This is a genomic window from Trinickia sp. LjRoot230, from assembly GCF_964253315.1.
Classification (GTDB): Bacteria; Pseudomonadota; Gammaproteobacteria; order Burkholderiales; family Burkholderiaceae; genus Trinickia.
Genome location: NZ_CAXUQX020000002.1, coordinates 171,462 through 188,734 on the forward strand (window position 1 = coordinate 171,462; position 17,273 = coordinate 188,734).

The following is a 17,273-nucleotide window of genomic DNA, read 5'->3' on the forward strand; positions in this document are numbered from 1 at the left end:
TTCTTCATCCAAATGTCATCGGTCTCTACGATTTCGAGTAGCACGGCAATTTGCCCACTTGCATACGATGGAGCCACGGCAAGGCCGTGAGCGCGTCGTCGACGCCCTCGTGCCCTTGCGCGACCTGCGAGGGGGCGGTATATGGGCATGGGTGAGAGTCGAACCAAGAACATCGTGATTGTCGACGGCTATTCGATGGCCCGCGAGCTGGCGCACGATCTGCACGCGATGGGCGCCAATCTGTTTCATCTTCGCTCGACTGCAGAGCCGCCGCCCGTATTCCGCGCGGGAATCAATATGTCGCCTTATCGCGGCGATCTCGGCTATATCGGTTCCGCTGAGCAAGCGGCCGGCGTCATACTCGACATGGACATCGATCATGTTGTTGCCGGTTGCGAGATGGGCGTCAGCTATGCCGAACGTCTCGCCCATCTGGCGGGTACACCGACCAATCTTTATCGAACGATCCCTGAACGTCGGAACAAGTTCCGCATGATCGCCGCGTTGCATCGCCGAGGCTTGCTGGCTGCCGACCAAACACTCGTTCGCGACGAGGAACAAGCCGTTGCATGGGCGCAGCGGTATGGCAACTGGCCGCTCGTCGTAAAGCCGCTCGACAGTGCGGGGTCGGACAACGTCACGATATGCCGAAGTCTCGACGAGGTACGCGCGGCATGCCGGCGCGCGTTTGGCGCGCATACCGTTTTCGCGCAGCCCAACCGTGAGTTGATTGTGCAATCGTGGCTCGACGGTGTGCAATACATTGTCAATACGGTCAGTCGAGATGGCCGCCACTTCATGACCGATGCATGGCGTACCAACATTCGGTTATTGCCCGGATACGCAATGGTGATGGAAGACTTCGAATTGCTCGATCCTGCATCGGAGTTGGCTTCGCATCTGCTCAGCTACACGTTCGATGCGCTTGACGCACTCGGTATTGTCAACGGCACGGCCCATAGCGAATTGAAATGGACCACCCGTGGGCCAGCGTTGATCGAAACGGGCGCGCGGCTGATGGGCGCGGCAATGGATCGCGACTCATATGCAGCGGCAGGATTGAAAACGCAGTCGATCTATCACGCACTCGATCTGATGCGGCCGGAAACGATGAATGAATTGCGCAGCCGAAGCGACAGGTATGCGCGCGGGCGTCACGTCGCCAAAGTCTTCTTCGCATTTGCGGGCGATGGCGTTATAACGAGTGTCGACGGGCTCAAACGCCTCAATACATTGCCCACGTTCCACGCTATTTATCGCACACTGCCAGCCGGCACACGTGTTCATCTCACCACGGATTCGACCGGGTGGGGTGGGGCGATTTATCTTGTTCACGACGACCCTGAACTTATCAAACGCGATCGCGAGCAGATCCGCGAGTGGGACGAGGCGGGGCTGCTTTACGACGTCGCCTACGAAACGGCGGAAGCACACGTTACGTCCATTGCCGCTTGAGCGCGATCGATATGAACGGTCCCCTTCAAGCGATGATGGCGATCTGCCTGCAATCGGTCGGGCAGGTTCTCTACTCTTATTTTCTACCCGGTGTCCCCGAACCTCTATTTGTGTTGGGCAGCTTCTTGTTCACCGCGATTGCATTGAATATCAAGAGTGGCTTCACGTTCGCCATCGCGCGGCGCGATTGCAGGTTGCTGGTGCAAAACAACCTCTATACGGCCATTACCTACCTGTGCTTCTTCTTCGCGTTGCGCAGGTTGGACCCGTCGGTGGTCGTCGCCATCGATACCGGCGTGGCACTCGTTGTTGGTGCGATCTGCGATAGCGTTCAACGGCGTGCATGGCCAAGCTCGCGCAGGCTGATCATCTGCGCCGGTATCGTTGCCGCGTGTATCTTGCTCGGCGCACGACAGTTCGGCAACGCGGGGCATGCGTCGCTCGATCTTGCCGTCTGGGTTGCCATTCTCGCTACGGCGATCACGGGCGCGTCATCGGCATTGACGATGTCGGTGTGCGCCGAACTCGCGGCAAAAGGGTGGTCCCGCTCGCAGATTGTGTCGCAGCGTTTTTATCTGACGATCGCCGCGACGTTGGTATGGTGCCTGTTATTCCGCGATTCGATTCACGTGACGGGTGGCTTTCATGCGTTGAGTATGGCTGCGGTAGTGACGCTCGCAGGCGTGTTGATGCCCATGTTGTTGCTGCAGTCGGCTATCAATTCGTCGGGACCGTTCACGGTGCTCGTGTGCATGTCGGTGCAGCCTTTCATTTCGCTTTTGCTATCGACGTCGTCGCGGCTGCAGGTGTTCGATGCCCGTACGCTCGCGGGTATCGCTATCGTTTCGGCGCTGGTCGTTTATGACGTCGTGGCAGACCAACCTCAGCCAAGGCGCAAACGTCAGCGCACGGAAGAGCCGCCCGCAATGGTGAGCACGCCGACCTCACCAGCGTAAAACCTTATCCGGAGTTCGCTTCGTTTGCGTAGCAAGCAGTTCGCACACCTAAGTAATCATGGGCTGTGGTTAGCTACATTACGCGTATCGAACTTTCTCCGGAGACCGCAGTGAAGGTCCGCGCTCAAACCCCTGTCCAGACAAACCCCACTCAATCCGACGTAAATGCGGCCCGGCCCACCACTGGTGTAATGGCAACGTTGAAGCAGCGTGCCAGCGGTGTGCTAGGAGGGCTCCTGAGCCGCAGCCGCCAACCTTCCGACGAGGGCGCGGCCGCTGCACCCACGGGGCGGCCAGTTTCTCGACGGGCGCTTTTGACGGCGCTAACTGGAGCGGGTGCCGCCGTAACGTTGGCTGCATGTGGTTCCTCGAGTTCAACCAAGCGAATCGCGAGCGAAACGCCGTCCACGCCGACGAGTCAACCGGGCAGCACGACATCTCCCGACCCAACGACGTCGACGGACCCGACGGCGAGTGCAAGTACGGATGCGACATCAGGGCCACAAGCGACGGCAACTAACGTTGCCGAGGCTCTGGCGACACTGGATGCAAAGTGCCGGGCAGAAGCAGACGCGATAGTAGCTGCGCCTCCGAACTACATGAATCAGCAGAACCAGGACCTGTTGAACGCGTTGGTCAACGTTTACCACGATGACGCCGGTAGGGTGGATACGAGCACGCTGACGCAGGCTCTTGATAGCTACTACGTGGCCGTCAAGGATGGTCATGTTGCGGAGGCTACGACCGTCCACAACGCGAGAATAGATAGACTGCAAGCGCAGATCAACGCTATGACTGCACAAAACAAGCCAGCGGATGAGATTGCAAACGTCAGAGCGACGTTGGCCGACGCAAAATTGCTTCCCACCACGGATGCTCCGGCAACGTTTCCGACTTCGGATGCGTCCGGCGGGAGCACTCCGCAGCTTCCTTCTTGGATGAACCCGGGCGGCTGAGCCGCCGCTCACTCGCTCGAGCGCCACGCGCCGCTTGATTCCCGCACCCTAAGCACGGCCGGCATCTCCACGCTGCCCACCCCTGCATCGCCGTTTAACATCTCGAGCAGCGCCTGTGCGGCGCTGCGTCCGATTGCATTCGTATCCACCCACATTGTCGTCAATGCCGGGCGCAGTTCGCGCGCGAGCGCAATATCGTCGAAGCCGGTGATCGACAACTGTCCGGGCACCGCAATGCCTAACGCTTGTGCCTCGAGCAATGCGCCAAGCGCGAGATGATCGTTGCCGCAAATGACTGCGCTCGGCCGCGCCTGCGGCTGGCTCCATATGGCGCGCAAGCTCGCACGACCGAATTCGATCGTCGCTAGCCCCTCGCAATAATGCGCTGGCCGCACCGCGAGACCGTGTACAGCGAGCGTTTCATGAATTCCGCGCAGCCGGGCTTGAACGCGATCGTTATCGGCTGACGGCTGCATGATGACCGCGAAGTCGCGATGCCCCAGTTCGAGCAAGTGCTCCGTCATTGTCACGAACGCTAAGCGGTTATCGAAGCCAACGCAGCAATGAGGGCTATCCTTCCGGTACGCGTAGGTCACGACGTACGGCACACGATGATTACTTAGGAGTGCGAACAGTTCGGGCGGATAACTTTCTCCGACCACCGACACCGCCTCGACCCCGCGCGCGAGCATCGCTCGCACTTGCGTAAGTGCTTGTTCGGGGTCGTAGTTCGCGCAGCCGAGAAAAAGCGTCATGCCATGCTCGGCCATGGCGGTCTGCATGCCGGCGACCTGCGAGGCGAACACATGGTTGTCGAGCGTGGGGATGATCGCGCCGACGATATGCGTGCGCGTGGATGCCAGCGCGCGGCCTGCGGCATTGGGAATCCAATTCAACGCATGGGCGGCCTCGCGCACGCGCGTGCGCACATCGGCCGACACCTTGCCCGGATCGTTATAGACGCGCGACACCGTGGCTGTGGAAACACCGGCCAATTTGGCGACATCGCCTAATACGGAACGACCACTGCCGCGACGCGCCCGCGCTACGGAAGCGGGTGCGCGAACTTGCACGTTTGATCGACTCACTCGTGGTCCTTCTGACGAATCATCGTTTACCCCGAATCACCATCGACGACCTTGCGCCGACGGGGCAGGTTGTGAGAATGTAAGCGCTGCCAGCGTAATTGTGTTTGATTATGCCAGCGAAGCCGGCGCTCTGTAGTGATTTCGGAAAACGAGACATTCGGAAGCCGGCTTTTATCCGCATTCAAATGTAAGCGATTACATTCGAATTGCGAATGGCCATAAAAACATGGAGACAACCGGAATGACCGACACATCCATACAGCCCAGCGCGCCACCTCGCATCCGGCGCGCGCAACAGATCGCGCTTGCGTTGTTGATGGTCAGCGGGGTGGTGAACTACCTCGACCGAGGCACGCTGGCGGTCGCGAATGCGTCGATTCGCGCCGACCTCGGTTTGTCGCTTGGGCAGATGGGCGTGTTGCTGTCGGCATTTTCGTGGAGCTATGCCCTGTGCCAGTTGCCAGTGGGTGCGCTGGTCGATCGCATTGGTCCGCGGTGGCTGTTGGGCTTCGGCCTTGTGGTGTGGTCGCTTGCGCAGGCATCGGGCGGGTTGGCGGCATCGTTCGGATGGTTCGTCATCGCGCGCATCGCACTCGGCATCGGCGAGGCACCGCAGTTTCCTTCGGCCGCGAGGGTCGTCAGCAATTGGTTCCCGCTGCGCGCACGCGGCACGCCGACCGGCATCTTCAATTCCGCATCGCCGCTGGGCACAGCGTTAGCGCCGTTGCTGTTGTCGATCCTTGTCGTGTCATTCAGCTGGCGCTGGGCGTTCATCGTGACGGGGGCAGCAGGGCTCATCGTCGCGATTGTATGGTTCGCGCTGTATCGCGACCCGTTGCGCGCACAACTATCTACACAAGAGGTGCAATATCTCGATGCCGGCAAAGAAGACGTTGCCGCACCATCGAAAGTGACGTTTGCCGAATGGCGCAGCCTTTTTTCACACGGCACGACGTGGGGCATGCTGATCGGCTTTTTCGGGTCGGTGTATCTGAACTGGGTTTACTTGACGTGGTTACCTGGCTATCTGACCGCCGAGCGGCACATGAGCCTGATGCACACGGGCATTGCTGCGTCGATTCCATTCTTCTGCGGCTTTATCGGTGCGCTCACCGCGGGTTGGTTTTCCGATTTGATTACGCGTAAAAGCAGCTCGGCCGTCGTGAGCCGACGTAACGCGGTGGTGATTGCCATGCTCGGCATGGTTGTTTTCACCATTCCAGGCGCGCTTGCGCAGAGCAACACCGTGGCGCTTGCCTGCATCTCGGTCGTGATCTTTCTTGCCAATGCCGCGTCGGCATCGTCATGGGCATTGGCCACTGCCGCGGCGCCGCCGAGCCGGGTGGCATCGCTCGGTGCTATCCAAAATTTCGGCGGGTTCATCGGCGGAGCGCTGGCACCGGTTGTCACGGGGTTCATTGCGCAGAAGTGGTCTTTCGTGCCTGCGTTGCTGTTTGCGGCGGCAGTTGCGTTCGTCGGCGCCATGGCCTATCTGGTGCTCGTCAAAAAGCCGATTCCCGAGCAAGAAGCTGGCGTAGCGCATGCGCCGTTGCCGGCGTGAAAGAACCATACACGGTTCTCGCGCCATTCACCTGAAGGAGAAGTGACATGCATCATGCAGCGCGACAACGCGCATCGATAGAGGGCATCGTGCCGGTCATGTTGACGCCGTTTAACGATGCGGGCGAAATCGACTATCCCGGTGTCGAGCGCTTGATCGAATGGTATTTGCAACACGGCGCCGACGCGCTGTTTGCGGTCGCGCAATCGAGCGAGATGCAGTTTCTGAGCCTTGCCGAACGTGCCGCGTTAGCGCGCTTCGTCGTCGAACGAGTGGCCGGACGAGTGCCTGTTGTGGTGTCCGGGCATGTCAGCCATGGGCCGAACGCTCAATGCGAAGAACTGATGGCGGCGGCCGAATCGGGCGTCGATGGTGTTGTGCTCGTCACTAACCGTCTCGATCCCGACCGACGCGGCACAACTGCGTTTCGGAGCAACCTCGATCGGCTGTTGGCACAGTTGCCGTCTGATTTGCCGCTTGGGCTTTACGAGTGCCCGGCGCCGTATCGCCGTTTGTTGACTGATGAAGAGCTGTCCATTTGCCTCGATACAGGCCGGTTCGTCATGCTCAAGGACGTCAGTTGCGATCTTGAGACGATCAAACGCCGCGTTGCGCTTGCGAAAGGCACACCGCTCAAGATATTGAATGCGAATGCGGCCATTGCCTGGGATGCGATGAAAGCGGGCTCGGCAGGTTTCAACGGCGTCTGCACCAACTTTCATCCGGACTTGTACCGGTGGCTGCGCACTTCCGCCGAAAAGGCGCCCGAGCTCGCCGAGGAGCTCTCGACATTTCTCGTTGTTTCCGCTGTGTCCGAAGCGTTGGGCTACCCGGCGCTTGCAAAGATCTACCATCAGCGCATCGGCACGTTTGCATCGATTCGTTGCCGCGTAATCGATTACGACGTGCGCGAGCGTCACTGGGCCCTCGATGCGGTACTCGACAAAATCGTCGCGGGTACCGAGCATTTCCGCTCGCGGATTGCCGCGCTATAGCGAAAGCGCAGGCGCGGATAAGGCCGGGCAAAAGCCCGGCCTTGTATGCCGTAGCCTTATTGAGCCGCGGTAGCTTGACACTTCTTTATGAATGACGCTTTAGCCGCGCCGTAAAGCGGTTTGCCGTTTTTATCAACGGCTTTTTGTTCGCATTGCGCGCCTGCTGCGGTTTTCATATTGCCTTCGCATTTCTTCATGAACGAGTTTTTGGCCGCGCCTTTGAGCTGCTTGCCATCCTTGCCCACGGCTTTTGCTTCACAGCCTCCCGACATGGGCGTGCTCGGCGCTTGGGCCGATGGGGGGGCGGATGACGGCCCCGGCGCCGAGCTCTGAGCAAGCGCGATGCTCACTGCGAACATGCTTGAAATGGCTGCTGCGACAAGTTTTTTAAACATGACTGTCTCCTCAACGAAGTGGCGCGAAGCTGATTGCTTCATTTCCGTTAACGAGGGACGAGGGAGTTGGTTGACCTGGGTACGCGAACTGCGATTGAATATCGGCCGACGCGTGAAGATGCAACGCGGATGGTGGACGCGGGACTAAGCCCCGTTGCTTAACGGACAGCGTTAGTCCCGCATCATCTACTCGAAGCGTTTAGCCGACCGCAACCTCGATACGCCGCGGTCGCGCTTCTTCACGCCGCGGAATCGATAGCTTTAACACTCCGTCCTTGAGATTCGCCTCGATCTTCGACGTGTCGAAGTCCGACGACAACGTGAACGTGCGCGCAAAGCGCGGTACCCGTACCTCAGCGTGCTGCAAGACCAGGCTTTGCGGCGTGATCACAGTCGCTTCCGCTTCGATCGACAGGCTGCGATCGTGCACTTTCACGTCGAGCTTGTCCTTGCTCACGCCGGGCAAATCGGCCCAGAGCGTAACGCCCTGGCTGTCCTCAAAGATGTCGACAGCCGGCGCGACCGTAACCGGACGCGGCGCGCTTTCGCCCTCGCGGCGCGTCACGGCACCAGCCTGGCGCTGGGTGAGTTGAGTTGTGTCGTTCATGGTTGATCCTCCTGAGAATTAGTCGACAGTAATAACCCGCGGCTTCGATGATTCCCGCTTGCCGACGCTGATCGACAGGCAACCATTTTGGTAACGGGCCTGGACCTTGTCGGGGTCGGCTCCCTCGGGCAGCTCGATCACGCGCCGAAATTCTCCGACGAAGCGTTCTTGCGCATACGCGCGCACTTCGCCGCTTTCCGGGGTTTGAGCGGGCGCGCGCTCGCCGCTGATTGTCAGGAGCCCTTTATCGACGGAAATGTCGAGCTTGCCGGGATCAATGCCCGGCGCAAACGCGACGATCTCGACCGAATCCTCAGTCGAACCCATATTGATTTGTGGAAAGGCACCTAAACCGCTTGCGCGAACGCTGAATGGAAAGCCGCCGAGCAGATTCGCCATCCGCTGGTGCAAACGATCGAACTCGCTAAAGAAGTCAGGGCCAAAGTACAGATCGCTCATCTTCGTAACCTCCTGATTTGGAGCTGAGAGGCGAATGGGCGTACACGCGTCCGCCTGCCAGCATGCCGGCAAACAAACAGAACATGCAGCGCGCGCAGCGCTACCGCATGAGTGATATCCAAGATAGGAGCGGTCGCTAAAACTTCAAGAGGGGTACCGGAATGATGTAGCCGTGCTGCCTTCAATCACCTATCGTCAGGAAAAAACGTACGAGATCAGCATCGGCACGACCATGTCAGGGGACAAGGCTTGCGCGCCTCAACTGGAGATGACGGTGACGTCGGTTTCGCAAAACGAGGTGGACTTGCACTTTGGCGTATACGAACGAATGCTTGCTGAAAAACTGGGCGCGGCACCCCGGCTGCAATAGGGCTCGTCAGGCGCTGACCATGGCACGTTAGATGCATCGCATCGAGCGCAGTGTCGTCTTGACGGCCTCGTCCCACTCCGTGTGTGGTTCGTCGCCAAGCGTCTCGAGCAAGCGCTGGTTATCCATGCGAATCGGTTGTTGCCACAAATAACGCATTTCACGCAGCTCCCTGAACAGCACGGAAAACGGTGACAGTAGCGGCAACGCCCACCATGGGAAGGCGCTCACCTTGAGCTTTTGCCCCGTCGCGCGACGAATCGCCTCCGTCATGCGCGTGCCGTCTTCGTCCCAATGGCCGCGCATGTGATAAACGGCGAATGCCGGCAATTGTCCATCGCGCTCGAGCAAACGTATGATAGTTCGCGCGACGTCGGGCAGATAAGCCCACTGGTGTCCCGTCCCGCGTGCGCCCGGGTAGCGAACCGTCCGCACCGGCTTACCGGGCTGAACCAGTGCGCCGGAAAACCAGTTACTGTTCGCGCTCGGCCCAAAGAAATCGCCGGCGCGCACAATTAGGCTAGGCACACCGTCGGATGCCGCGGCAGCCAGTCGGCGTTCGACCTCGACCCGGATCTTGCCTTTGCGCGTCGTTGGATGTTGAGCTGCGTGTTCGAGCAGAATCGGGCAGCTATCAGGCCCGAAGTTGTAGACGGTCCCGGGCAGCACGATGCGAGCGTGCGACGAGCGAGCCGCCGCAATGGTGTTGTCGATCATCGGTAACACCCATTCCGACCAATGCCGATACCCGGGCGGATTGACTGCATGGACGATCAGCGTCGCGCCTTGCGCCGCCGATACCACGTCGCTTTGCACCAGCGCATCGCCCTGACACCATTCGAATGCGTCGCTACGATTGGCAACGCCCTGCGGATTGCGATGCATCGCCCGTACGCGCCAGCCACTCGCCACGAGTTGCCGAGCAAGTTCGCTTCCTATTCCTCCGGTTGCGCCCAACACCAGCGCGAGTTGCTTGGTATCCGCCATGTTCCACTCCTGTCGTTTTGACGATATGTGATCGATTGGTGGCAATTGTGAGCGTGCTCATGATTAAATGAAATTGTTGAAAGTAGGCGGGTATATATACATTTTTTAATGGCTTGCAAGATGGAAGAAACCAGTCCTGGATGGGAGCTTTACCGCACGTTTCTTGAAGTGACGAGAGCCGGTTCGCTTTCCGGTGCTGCCCGCTCGCTTGGGTTGACGCAGCCCACGGTCGGCCGCCACGTCGACGCGCTCGAGCATGCGCTGGGCCTTTCGCTGTTCATGCGCACGCAGCAGGGTTTGAGTCCAACGGAAGCGGCGCTTGCATTGCGCCCGCATGCCGAGGCGCTCGAGGCCACGTGTGCGGCGCTGTTGCGAACGGCATCGAGTCAGGGCGAAGGCGTGCGCGGTACCGTGCGGGTAACGGCAAGCGACGTCGTAAGCGTCGAAGTCTTGCCGTCGATCATCGCCAATCTGAATGCAAAATATCCGAATTTGACAATCGAACTGGTGCCATCGAACCGCATGCATGATTTGTTGCGGCGCGACGCCGACATCGCCGTGCGTATGCAGCGCCCCGTTCAGGGCGTGCTCGTTGCGCGGCACATCGGCGCGATCGAGTTGGGCATCTATGCGCACCGCCGCTATCTGAAGCGCAGAGGCACGCCTGCCTCGCTGGCTGAATTGGCAAACCATGCGCTCATCGGCTACGACCGGGAAACCGCATTCATTCGCAGCATGAAGCAACAGGTGCCATGGATGCGCCGCGAATCATTCGCGCTACGAACCGATAACGACCTGACAGCATTGGCAGTGCTGCGCGCCGGTTTTGGAATCGGCGTATGCCAGGTCGGTCTCGCGCGGCGCAATCGGGCGCTAGTGCGGTTGTTTGAAAACGAGGTCGCCTTGCAACTCGATACGTGGGTCGCGATGCATGAAGGCTTGCGCGACACTCCAAGATGCCGCGTCGTTTTCGATGCGCTCGTGAGAGGGTTAGATGAGTATGTGAACGGGCATTGAACGTTGCCGGAGATGTGGTCGTTGCGTTTCGGTTGGTCACCCTAAACTCTGACCTCGCAGGTCTTAGGGTCGATCATCACGTTTCGCCAACGAAGCGATTCGGGCGCGGTAGCAGCGACGCCTGCGGCGACATTGAAATTGAGCGGTACGTTCATCGGAAGTTTTCCGACGCTCAGCATGCTTTGATAAAAGCCCAGGACGGCCGATATGAACGGCACGCCGATCGCTACCGAACGCGCCAACCGTTCGTCGGGCGTGGCGCCCAAGCTGCGGTTATTCATCAGATTCACTAGCACTGCGGGCATATAGGTCGGTGTGCGGGGCAATTGCGCCGCGCCGGAAACGCTGAGGCGGCGCAGTGCATCGTCGCTGTCGCGCGGCGATAGTGTTGAAAACCCGTCCTTAAGTGCGCGCCCCGCGTCAGGCGTAGCAAGACGCATCATTGCGCCAAGCCTTGCCAGCACACGGTCTTCCACCGCATGAGGCGAGAAGCCCAACCACGCCGCACGCGTTCGAAGGTAAGACTCGTACGCGGAGACCTCGTCGCCATGTTGCAGTGTGCGGCAAGCATCAAAGGTGGCCTCGATCGCATTGTGAGTTGCCTGATCATACGTGAGGGAGCCCTCAGGGTTCCGATGTCCGAGCGCGCCGGCGACATCACAAACATGGACAATTGCAGCGAATTCGAAGACGTCGGGATCTTGCTTCACGATGTCCGACGCTTTCAGTTTCGCGAACATGTGCGGGCCGCCTTCACAGTGAGTGATATGGCCGAAATGAGCCAAGTTGGCGCTCTGGCGCAACAAGTTCTGTTGTTCCGGGCTCAGTCGCCGAAACGATTCGAGCCGTTGCAACGCAGCGTCATTCGCCATGACGTGCCCGTAGAAGTCGTCGTGATCCGGGTCATGAATAGACAAGTCGGCCATCATGTCTCGTACCGATGCGGCCTTGGCCATATCGCCTAGCACGAGGGCCGTTTCGGCGGCCGACTGGAGATCGCCTGGAGAGATTCCTTTTTTCGAGAAACTGCTCGCGAGTGTCTCCCAGCGGTGAGAAAGTTTTGTGAGACTTCGATAGTTGAGCCTAGGCGATGCTTGTTTGGACGTCAGTTCCGCGTGTGCCGCACGGCTACCGTCAATGAACAGACTCATACATCGCAAGCTCGCGAGACTGCGCTCAAATTCGATGAAATGCTGTGCTTTACGCAGCTGTGCCGAGTAGCTCCCTGACGGCACGCTTTTATTCAGCGCCTCGTTGGTTGCCGTAACCGACGACGAGGCGAGGTAATTCAGTTCGGGATAAGTATCGACTCGCCGCCGTGCTGCATCGACGGCAGGGAGAAGGGGCAGACGCATGCGGACGACCGTGCTGTTGGTTTGCCGATCGCCAGTCACCTGCAGAGCCGCCAGCCCTGTCAGTTGATGGCCGACGACGGGCGGTTGTTCCGTGGCCCGCACATCGGATCGTGCGCGCTCGCCTTGGGCAGCATCGGTCGGATCTCTCTCTGCAGCACCGCCCGTGGCGCCGGGAGATGAAACCCGTGGAGGAATCATCGTGTAGTCCTAGAGTAAAGGCGACACGATGGTAGACGGAGTGGGGACTGCTGACGCATCTCGCGCGAAACGTTCGTGCGAGAGACGAAGCAACGCTGAGCGTCTGTTACCGCGCCCCTCCGAGCAAAAGCTCGAAGGGTAACCAGTTAATGGAAATTCGAAACGCGTTCCGACTACGGCGTGCGTGGCGCCATTACGCCGATTCCGGTTTGGCTCCATAGCGGCGATCATTGGCACGTCGCATCGCGCATCGTTCGGCGAGGTATTGTCAATCGACTGGCTCACTGAAGCGCGTTTGCCATTCCTGATACGAAGAAACCTCCCACAATACTTCGCCACCCAGTTCCTCGAATATCGTTCGGGCCTCTCCGCGATCTGCATCGAAACGAAGATGATCCAACACCAGCTGCATCTGTGCGAGCGGATCAAACCGCAGGGCGAGCGGCATTTTTCTCGTCGCGTCTGCAATTGCGTTGAACGCGCCAAGCTGCCGTTCGGCCGGCACGTCAGCGATCAATTCGGCAAGATATCCCAGGTCAGTTGCGCGCGCTCGACTATTCGGGCGCGCCGATACGACCAGACACATTCGATCGAATATCATCGCTTTCTGCCCGGGCGACCACTCGAGATGGCCGAATGCCGCCGCAGACACCGTACTGTTCGGGTTCGCTGCGATCGCATCGAGTATTCGGCCCAGCATTTCATCCGCGACCGGTTCGGGCAATGAAGAGACGCTCTTTCCCATCTCACTTATGATTTGATCGCACACGTTCGGCGAGGCGTGTTGGCTTGCGTCCAAGATGGCGTCGATTGCTTGCCATGTTGCGACGCGATCCTCGAACCGGAAGATATTGCTGGCGAGAAGGGGCAGTGCAGGCTCGGCTTGTTCGCGCGTCAGTTCAGCCAAGCCGTCCCACGCGCGATTGAATGCCGCCTCCTGGACGGCGCGAGGCTGAAAAATAATTTCATGGCTAAACATGTTAGCCAACGGTAACGCTCTCAGCGCCTGAGGCAGTTCTTTGATCGCGTCCACGATTTTGTCCATCTCGACGAAATCCACATCGTGCTGCAGCGACGACTGTGAACGGGCGAGGCCGCTAAGAATCTCGGCGTAGTCGGTGGTGCTAACTTTTTCTGCCAGCCAGCCAGCACGCGCCAATGAGAGGACGTCATCGCGCAGTCCGTATGGGTCGGGCGGCAACTCGATTGCTCCGTAAGCCAACGCCTTGAGCGGTTCAGCCTGATGTTCCTGATGGAGCGCCCGGGTTGCCGAGAGGATGGCCATGAATACTTGGGGACGCTGCGCAAATCTCATGTAACGCAAGCGTCCCAAAATCACGGCAAGCGGTTCGGCCTGCAGCTTCTCGGGCAGATTGCGGATCGAATCGGCGCTTCGTCCAACGCGGTGATAACCGACGCATGCTGTCACACCGGTTAGGTCTGTGACCTGGCCCGCATCTTCGATGAGCTTGGCCTGTCGCGCCTTGGCATCATCACCGGCATGCTTCGGAAGCAGAGCGCGCCGTTGCTGAAAAGACTCCGGCGGCGACGCGGCCGGTCTTTGATCAGCCGGTTGAAGGGCGCTGAGTTGGGGATCAATAGATGGCGTAGACGGTGCTGATAAGTTCTCTTCCTGCATTTCAGCGTTACCCAGCGCATCCCCATTATCAGGATGCGGAGCGCCGTCGCTCGGACCAATACGGTTAGTCATGTGCAATGCTCGTGCCGATAAAGTTGCAGAGATAGCACACGAGTTGGACATTGCTTGCGACGCGACGAAGTCTCCACCTGAAAGCCGAAATGATCCTGCTCTTTCCACGTGGTTCGGAACTGCCCGGGAAGCAATCTGAGAAGTCATTTCGCGCAGAGAAGGGCTATGTGCGAAGGCACGAAACGGTGGAAAAAGATCACGGTCGCTTTGAAACGCGACGCACAGTGGTCAGCACCGAACTGGGTTGGCTGGCACAGAAAGACGAGTGGGCGGGATTACAAGCCGAGGCGATGGTTGAGTCCAGCCGTGAAATCGGCGGCAAGATCAGTTGCGAGCGCCGCTACGATCTTTTCTCCATGACCGACGTCACGCGCATCGCACTGAGCATTCGCCAGCATTGGGCCATCGAGAACCAGCAGCACTGGATACTGGGCGTGCAATTCGTGGAAGATGCCCGCCGCACCAGAAAAACCATTCCGCCGCCATCTTGGCCTGATTCGCCGGGCAGCCCTCAATTTGCTGCAACAGGATACTTCCAGCAAGGGCAGCATCCGGCGTCGCAAGATGCGTTCGCTCTTCGATTTAAACTGCCGCGAAACCCTGCTCTTCAGACCGCCCGCTGCTCAGGCTTCATAGCGCGATTGCCTTGGTCGCGAGGTGCTTACGTTCATTCGTGCCGATGTTCGGCATATGGCACGCGAGCGGCACCTTCAAGATGGGCGATGTGAGCGACGTCATGGCCGTGACGGACAACGCGGGCCGCGTGCGTGGCGTGCAGGGCTTGCGGTTGTCAATGCGTCACTGATGCCGCGGCTGCCTTCCGCGAATACGAATATCCGGACCATCATGATGGCTGAAAGGCCGCCAACGCGATGCTCGCGCGATGGAATCCGAGCGCAGCGTCGAGCACAACCTCGCTCTTGTCGAAGGCACGGTGGCGTCGATGCATACCATCGGCACCGAATAGGTCTCGCCGAAATATCGCGGTGCAGTGTCAGGGCGGAAGCGGTGGCGTGGCGGGACTCGGCGCATTGCTCGCATCGCTCAAGTATCTGGCGATGTCGGCGATCTTCCCGGGCGACCTGTCCGACGTGTGGGGCTGGCGCTGCAGGTTCCTCACCGGCATCGTCAGCTCGATTCTCGGCTTGGTCGTCTTCAGTAGCCTCGAAGAGTCGCCGCTGTCGACGAAGCTGGGCCGCCGAGAAGGCCGCCGAGGCCGCAATGCAGAACTCAGGCACATCGGTTGAGGTCGTACGCGCGCCGAACCGCACGCTGTTTTCGCGCGACTATCGCGCGATTCTGTTCGTCAATCTGTTGCTGGCAATCGGTGTGGGCAGTAGTTACCACCTCACGTTCGGCTATCTGCCGACCTTCCTCGAGGTGGTGAGTCACGCACCGAACGGCGCCGCGGCCGCGATTCTGATGATCTCCAGCGTCGCGGTGGTGATCGCGTCGATCGCGGCGGAACATCTGAGCACCTTCATCGGACGCAAGGGCGCGTTCGTCTGGATCGGCCCGATTCGCTTGTTCGCGCTGCCTGCGCTGTTTCTGCTGTTTCTGCTGTTGCCCACAGCGCAAAGCATCACGATGATTGGCATCTACGCGAACGTTGAAACACGTAGTCTTCCCCGAATTGCTTTCCCCCGCCTAAGATGTTTAGCACTTTCCCCACCATGTGAGAATTGCATAATTATTTCGCGTGCGCTGCTTAGAGGACACTGCGCATCCTTCGCGTCGGCCCGACTCTCGGGAATCGATAAGTCAGTTGCGCGTCGAGTAGCTGTCCCCGCCAAGTCTTCGTTCACGAAGATTCGAGAGACCTCATGCCGTTTTCACGTTTGCTTGGGCACAGCACTTCGACGGTCTCGCGCGAGTTGGCGCGCGACCGAGACGTGGCAGTGCTGGGCTACCATGCCAGTGGAGCGGCGGCGCCTTACCGCATTTGTTATCAGCGTTGCGCGCGTTGGCGTAATGTAGCTTTCGACTCCCCGCTGTATCAGTATGCCGATGACCATCTGAATTATTGGCGTGCGTCGCCACAGCGGATTACTTTCAGACTGCGCGGCGCGCATTCCGGCGACACCGACCAATGCATTTGCCACGAGACGATTTACGCCCCGAAGGCAATCTCCTTGGGGAAGGCGGCGTTCAATCGTTCCCGCGTGGGTATGCTCGTGGAGCGCAAGACGCGCTATGTCGTGCTGTGCCGAATGGACGGCTGCACGGCCAAGGATGCTCTTGAAGGTTTCACTCGCCAGATGAGAAGGCTGCCGGCCTTTCTGCGGCAAAGCGTGACTTACGACAGCGGCAGGGGAATGACCTGTCTCGTCGAACTCGCCAAGCGCCTGAACTTTGATATTTGGTTTGCTGATTCGCACGCACCCACGCAGCGTGGCAGCAACGAGAACACCAACGGCTTGCTGCGCAAGTTCTTGCAAAGACCTGGACCGGTCGCCTGTCACGCGGATCCAATTCAACGACATCGCCAAACTGTTCAATGGTCGGCCTCGCCCAGACGCCCGGTTGGGACACCCCTGAGGAAGCGATGGTCAAGGAATCGGAAAAGGGCCAATTAGCTAAACGTTGCACTTGTCTTTTGATGACGCGCTGTGTGAGGCGGTCGATTGATATCTCTGATCTCGATCAAGGGATAGAAATTCTCGATGAGAGATTGCCAGAGCCTGCAACATACGAAGTGAAATTGTGCGTGCCATGTGTCGTTTATGCAGAAGTGACGAAAGAAGGCAATCTTTTTGGTGATTCGCACGCATCTGAGTGAGTGTTCGATGAATTAGATCAGCAGAAGAAATGCCAGATCGTGGAGGGGCACTTGATGTCGGATCACGTGCACATGCGCATCAGAATTTCACCGAAGCATTCCGGCGAAAACTTCTGGGCACGGGGTTACTTTATTTCCATCGTCGACCTCGACGAAACTATGATCCGATAGTACATCCGCCAGCAGGAAAACAGCAGGGAAAGGAAGATGCGCATTGTGAGCAGCTGAACCTGATATGCAATGATCACCTTCACGCAGCTCAAGTTCTTGCCCCTTTTAAGAACTAACACGCTAAAGCCCCAGCTTTGCTGGGGATACTTACCGATTGATTTGAACTAAATGCTTGGGTGGCGCGATATGATGATTTTGTCACATTCAGAAGAAGGC

The 17,273-nt window shown here is 58.9% G+C and carries 14 protein-coding genes and 5 pseudogenes; 12 read left to right on the forward strand and 7 right to left on the reverse strand.

Annotated elements, in window-relative coordinates; all coding sequences use genetic code 11:
- Window positions 1–147 precede the first annotated feature (147 nt).
- From ACSQ20_RS20080 to ACSQ20_RS20090, 3 genes are all read left to right on the forward strand, one after another.
- Complete coding sequence (locus ACSQ20_RS20080) at window positions 148–1,455, forward strand: hypothetical protein (RefSeq protein WP_436023535.1); 1,308 nt, start codon at window positions 148–150, stop codon at window positions 1,453–1,455.
- A gap of 11 nt (window positions 1,456–1,466) precedes the next feature.
- A complete protein-coding gene (locus ACSQ20_RS20085) occupies window positions 1,467–2,411 on the forward strand; it encodes a hypothetical protein (protein WP_436023537.1) in 945 nt (314 codons plus the stop codon).
- A 599-nt stretch (window positions 2,412–3,010) separates the two neighbouring features.
- A complete protein-coding gene (locus tag ACSQ20_RS20090; protein ID WP_436023539.1) occupies window positions 3,011–3,367 on the forward strand; it encodes a hypothetical protein in 357 nt (118 codons plus the stop codon).
- Between the two features lie 8 nt (window positions 3,368–3,375).
- Here ACSQ20_RS20090 and ACSQ20_RS20095 read toward each other — a convergent pair whose 3' ends face one another.
- Window positions 3,376–4,455 carry a LacI family DNA-binding transcriptional regulator gene (locus ACSQ20_RS20095; RefSeq protein WP_436023541.1) on the reverse strand — a complete coding sequence of 360 codons (1,080 nt, stop codon included), beginning with the start codon at window positions 4,453–4,455 and terminating at the stop codon, window positions 3,376–3,378.
- A gap of 241 nt (window positions 4,456–4,696) precedes the next feature.
- On the opposite strand from ACSQ20_RS20095, the gene ACSQ20_RS20100 reads away from it, so the two are divergent.
- Together ACSQ20_RS20100 and ACSQ20_RS20105 are read left to right on the forward strand one after the other, a co-directional pair.
- Entirely contained in the window at window positions 4,697–6,016 is a 1,320-nt protein-coding gene (locus tag ACSQ20_RS20100; RefSeq protein ID WP_436023543.1) for an MFS transporter, read from the forward strand.
- A gap of 47 nt (window positions 6,017–6,063) precedes the next feature.
- Window positions 6,064–7,011, forward strand: a complete 948-nt coding sequence (locus ACSQ20_RS20105) for a dihydrodipicolinate synthase family protein (protein WP_436023545.1) — start codon at window positions 6,064–6,066, stop codon at window positions 7,009–7,011.
- A gap of 56 nt (window positions 7,012–7,067) precedes the next feature.
- Here ACSQ20_RS20105 and ACSQ20_RS20110 read toward each other — a convergent pair whose 3' ends face one another.
- From ACSQ20_RS20110 to ACSQ20_RS20120, 3 genes are all read right to left on the reverse strand, one after another.
- Entirely contained in the window at window positions 7,068–7,406 is a 339-nt protein-coding gene (locus tag ACSQ20_RS20110; RefSeq protein WP_436023547.1) for a hypothetical protein, read from the reverse strand.
- Window positions 7,407–7,605: 199 nt separating this feature from the next.
- A complete protein-coding gene (locus tag ACSQ20_RS20115; RefSeq protein ID WP_436023549.1) occupies window positions 7,606–8,013 on the reverse strand; it encodes an Hsp20/alpha crystallin family protein in 408 nt (135 codons plus the stop codon).
- A gap of 18 nt (window positions 8,014–8,031) precedes the next feature.
- Window positions 8,032–8,472 carry an Hsp20/alpha crystallin family protein gene (locus ACSQ20_RS20120; protein WP_436023551.1) on the reverse strand — a complete coding sequence of 147 codons (441 nt, stop codon included), beginning with the start codon at window positions 8,470–8,472 and terminating at the stop codon, window positions 8,032–8,034.
- A gap of 169 nt (window positions 8,473–8,641) precedes the next feature.
- On the opposite strand from ACSQ20_RS20120, the pseudogene ACSQ20_RS20125 reads away from it, so the two are divergent.
- Window positions 8,642–8,842, forward strand: a pseudogene (locus ACSQ20_RS20125) (hypothetical protein); the annotation flags it as partial.
- 27 nt (window positions 8,843–8,869) lie between these two features.
- On the opposite strand, the gene ACSQ20_RS20130 reads toward ACSQ20_RS20125, so the two are convergent.
- A complete protein-coding gene (locus ACSQ20_RS20130) occupies window positions 8,870–9,826 on the reverse strand; it encodes an SDR family oxidoreductase (protein WP_436023553.1) in 957 nt (318 codons plus the stop codon).
- A 120-nt stretch (window positions 9,827–9,946) separates the two neighbouring features.
- On the opposite strand from ACSQ20_RS20130, the gene ACSQ20_RS20135 reads away from it, so the two are divergent.
- Window positions 9,947–10,843: a LysR family transcriptional regulator gene (locus ACSQ20_RS20135; protein ID WP_436023555.1), complete on the forward strand. Its 897-nt coding sequence runs from the start codon at window positions 9,947–9,949 to the stop codon at window positions 10,841–10,843.
- Between the two features lie 41 nt (window positions 10,844–10,884).
- On the opposite strand, the gene ACSQ20_RS20140 is transcribed toward ACSQ20_RS20135, so the two are convergent.
- Both ACSQ20_RS20140 and ACSQ20_RS20145 read right to left on the reverse strand, forming a co-directional pair.
- On the reverse strand, window positions 10,885–12,396 hold the full coding sequence (locus ACSQ20_RS20140; protein WP_436023557.1) for a DUF6829 domain-containing protein: 1,512 nt from the start codon (window positions 12,394–12,396) through the stop codon (window positions 10,885–10,887).
- A gap of 268 nt (window positions 12,397–12,664) precedes the next feature.
- Window positions 12,665–14,107: a hypothetical protein gene (locus tag ACSQ20_RS20145; RefSeq protein WP_436023559.1), complete on the reverse strand. Its 1,443-nt coding sequence runs from the start codon at window positions 14,105–14,107 to the stop codon at window positions 12,665–12,667.
- Window positions 14,108–14,196: 89 nt separating this feature from the next.
- Between ACSQ20_RS20145 and ACSQ20_RS20150 the strand changes: the two genes are divergently transcribed.
- The 5 genes and pseudogenes from ACSQ20_RS20150 to ACSQ20_RS20170 all read left to right on the forward strand — a co-directional run bounded on the left by ACSQ20_RS20150 (window position 14,197) and on the right by ACSQ20_RS20170 (window position 17,057).
- Entirely contained in the window at window positions 14,197–14,835 is a 639-nt protein-coding gene (locus ACSQ20_RS20150; protein ID WP_436023560.1) for an ISAs1 family transposase, read from the forward strand.
- Window positions 14,787–15,016: pseudogene (locus tag ACSQ20_RS20155) on the forward strand (GMC oxidoreductase); the annotation flags it as partial. The gene ACSQ20_RS20150 and the pseudogene ACSQ20_RS20155, both read left to right, overlap by 49 nt.
- A gap of 13 nt (window positions 15,017–15,029) precedes the next feature.
- Window positions 15,030–15,712: pseudogene (locus ACSQ20_RS20160) on the forward strand (MFS transporter); the annotation flags it as partial.
- Between the two features lie 197 nt (window positions 15,713–15,909).
- A pseudogene (locus ACSQ20_RS20165) lies at window positions 15,910–16,697 on the forward strand (IS30 family transposase); the annotation flags it as partial.
- 133 nt (window positions 16,698–16,830) lie between these two features.
- Window positions 16,831–17,057: pseudogene (locus ACSQ20_RS20170) on the forward strand (transposase).
- Window positions 17,058–17,273: the final 216 nt, after the last annotated feature.

What these genes read in the sequence shown, in the direction of transcription:
- ACSQ20_RS20080 (WP_436023535.1), top strand. Translation starts at nt 148, where the DNA reads ATGGGTGAGAGTCGAACCAAGAACATCGTGATTGTCGACGGCTATTCG.
- ACSQ20_RS20085 (WP_436023537.1), top strand. Translation starts at nt 1,467, where the DNA reads ATGAACGGTCCCCTTCAAGCGATGATGGCGATCTGCCTGCAATCGGTC.
- ACSQ20_RS20090 (WP_436023539.1), top strand. Translation starts at nt 3,011, where the DNA reads ATGAATCAGCAGAACCAGGACCTGTTGAACGCGTTGGTCAACGTTTAC.
- ACSQ20_RS20100 (WP_436023543.1), top strand. Translation starts at nt 4,697, where the DNA reads ATGACCGACACATCCATACAGCCCAGCGCGCCACCTCGCATCCGGCGC.
- ACSQ20_RS20105 (WP_436023545.1), top strand. Translation starts at nt 6,064, where the DNA reads ATGCATCATGCAGCGCGACAACGCGCATCGATAGAGGGCATCGTGCCG.
- ACSQ20_RS20110 (WP_436023547.1), bottom strand. Translation starts at nt 7,406, where the DNA reads ATGTTTAAAAAACTTGTCGCAGCAGCCATTTCAAGCATGTTCGCAGTG.
- ACSQ20_RS20115 (WP_436023549.1), bottom strand. Translation starts at nt 8,013, where the DNA reads ATGAACGACACAACTCAACTCACCCAGCGCCAGGCTGGTGCCGTGACG.
- ACSQ20_RS20120 (WP_436023551.1), bottom strand. Translation starts at nt 8,472, where the DNA reads ATGAGCGATCTGTACTTTGGCCCTGACTTCTTTAGCGAGTTCGATCGT.
- ACSQ20_RS20130 (WP_436023553.1), bottom strand. Translation starts at nt 9,826, where the DNA reads ATGGCGGATACCAAGCAACTCGCGCTGGTGTTGGGCGCAACCGGAGGA.
- ACSQ20_RS20135 (WP_436023555.1), top strand. Translation starts at nt 9,947, where the DNA reads ATGGAAGAAACCAGTCCTGGATGGGAGCTTTACCGCACGTTTCTTGAA.
- ACSQ20_RS20140 (WP_436023557.1), bottom strand. Translation starts at nt 12,396, where the DNA reads ATGATTCCTCCACGGGTTTCATCTCCCGGCGCCACGGGCGGTGCTGCA.
- ACSQ20_RS20145 (WP_436023559.1), bottom strand. Translation starts at nt 14,107, where the DNA reads ATGACTAACCGTATTGGTCCGAGCGACGGCGCTCCGCATCCTGATAAT.
- ACSQ20_RS20150 (WP_436023560.1), top strand. Translation starts at nt 14,197, where the DNA reads ATGATCCTGCTCTTTCCACGTGGTTCGGAACTGCCCGGGAAGCAATCT.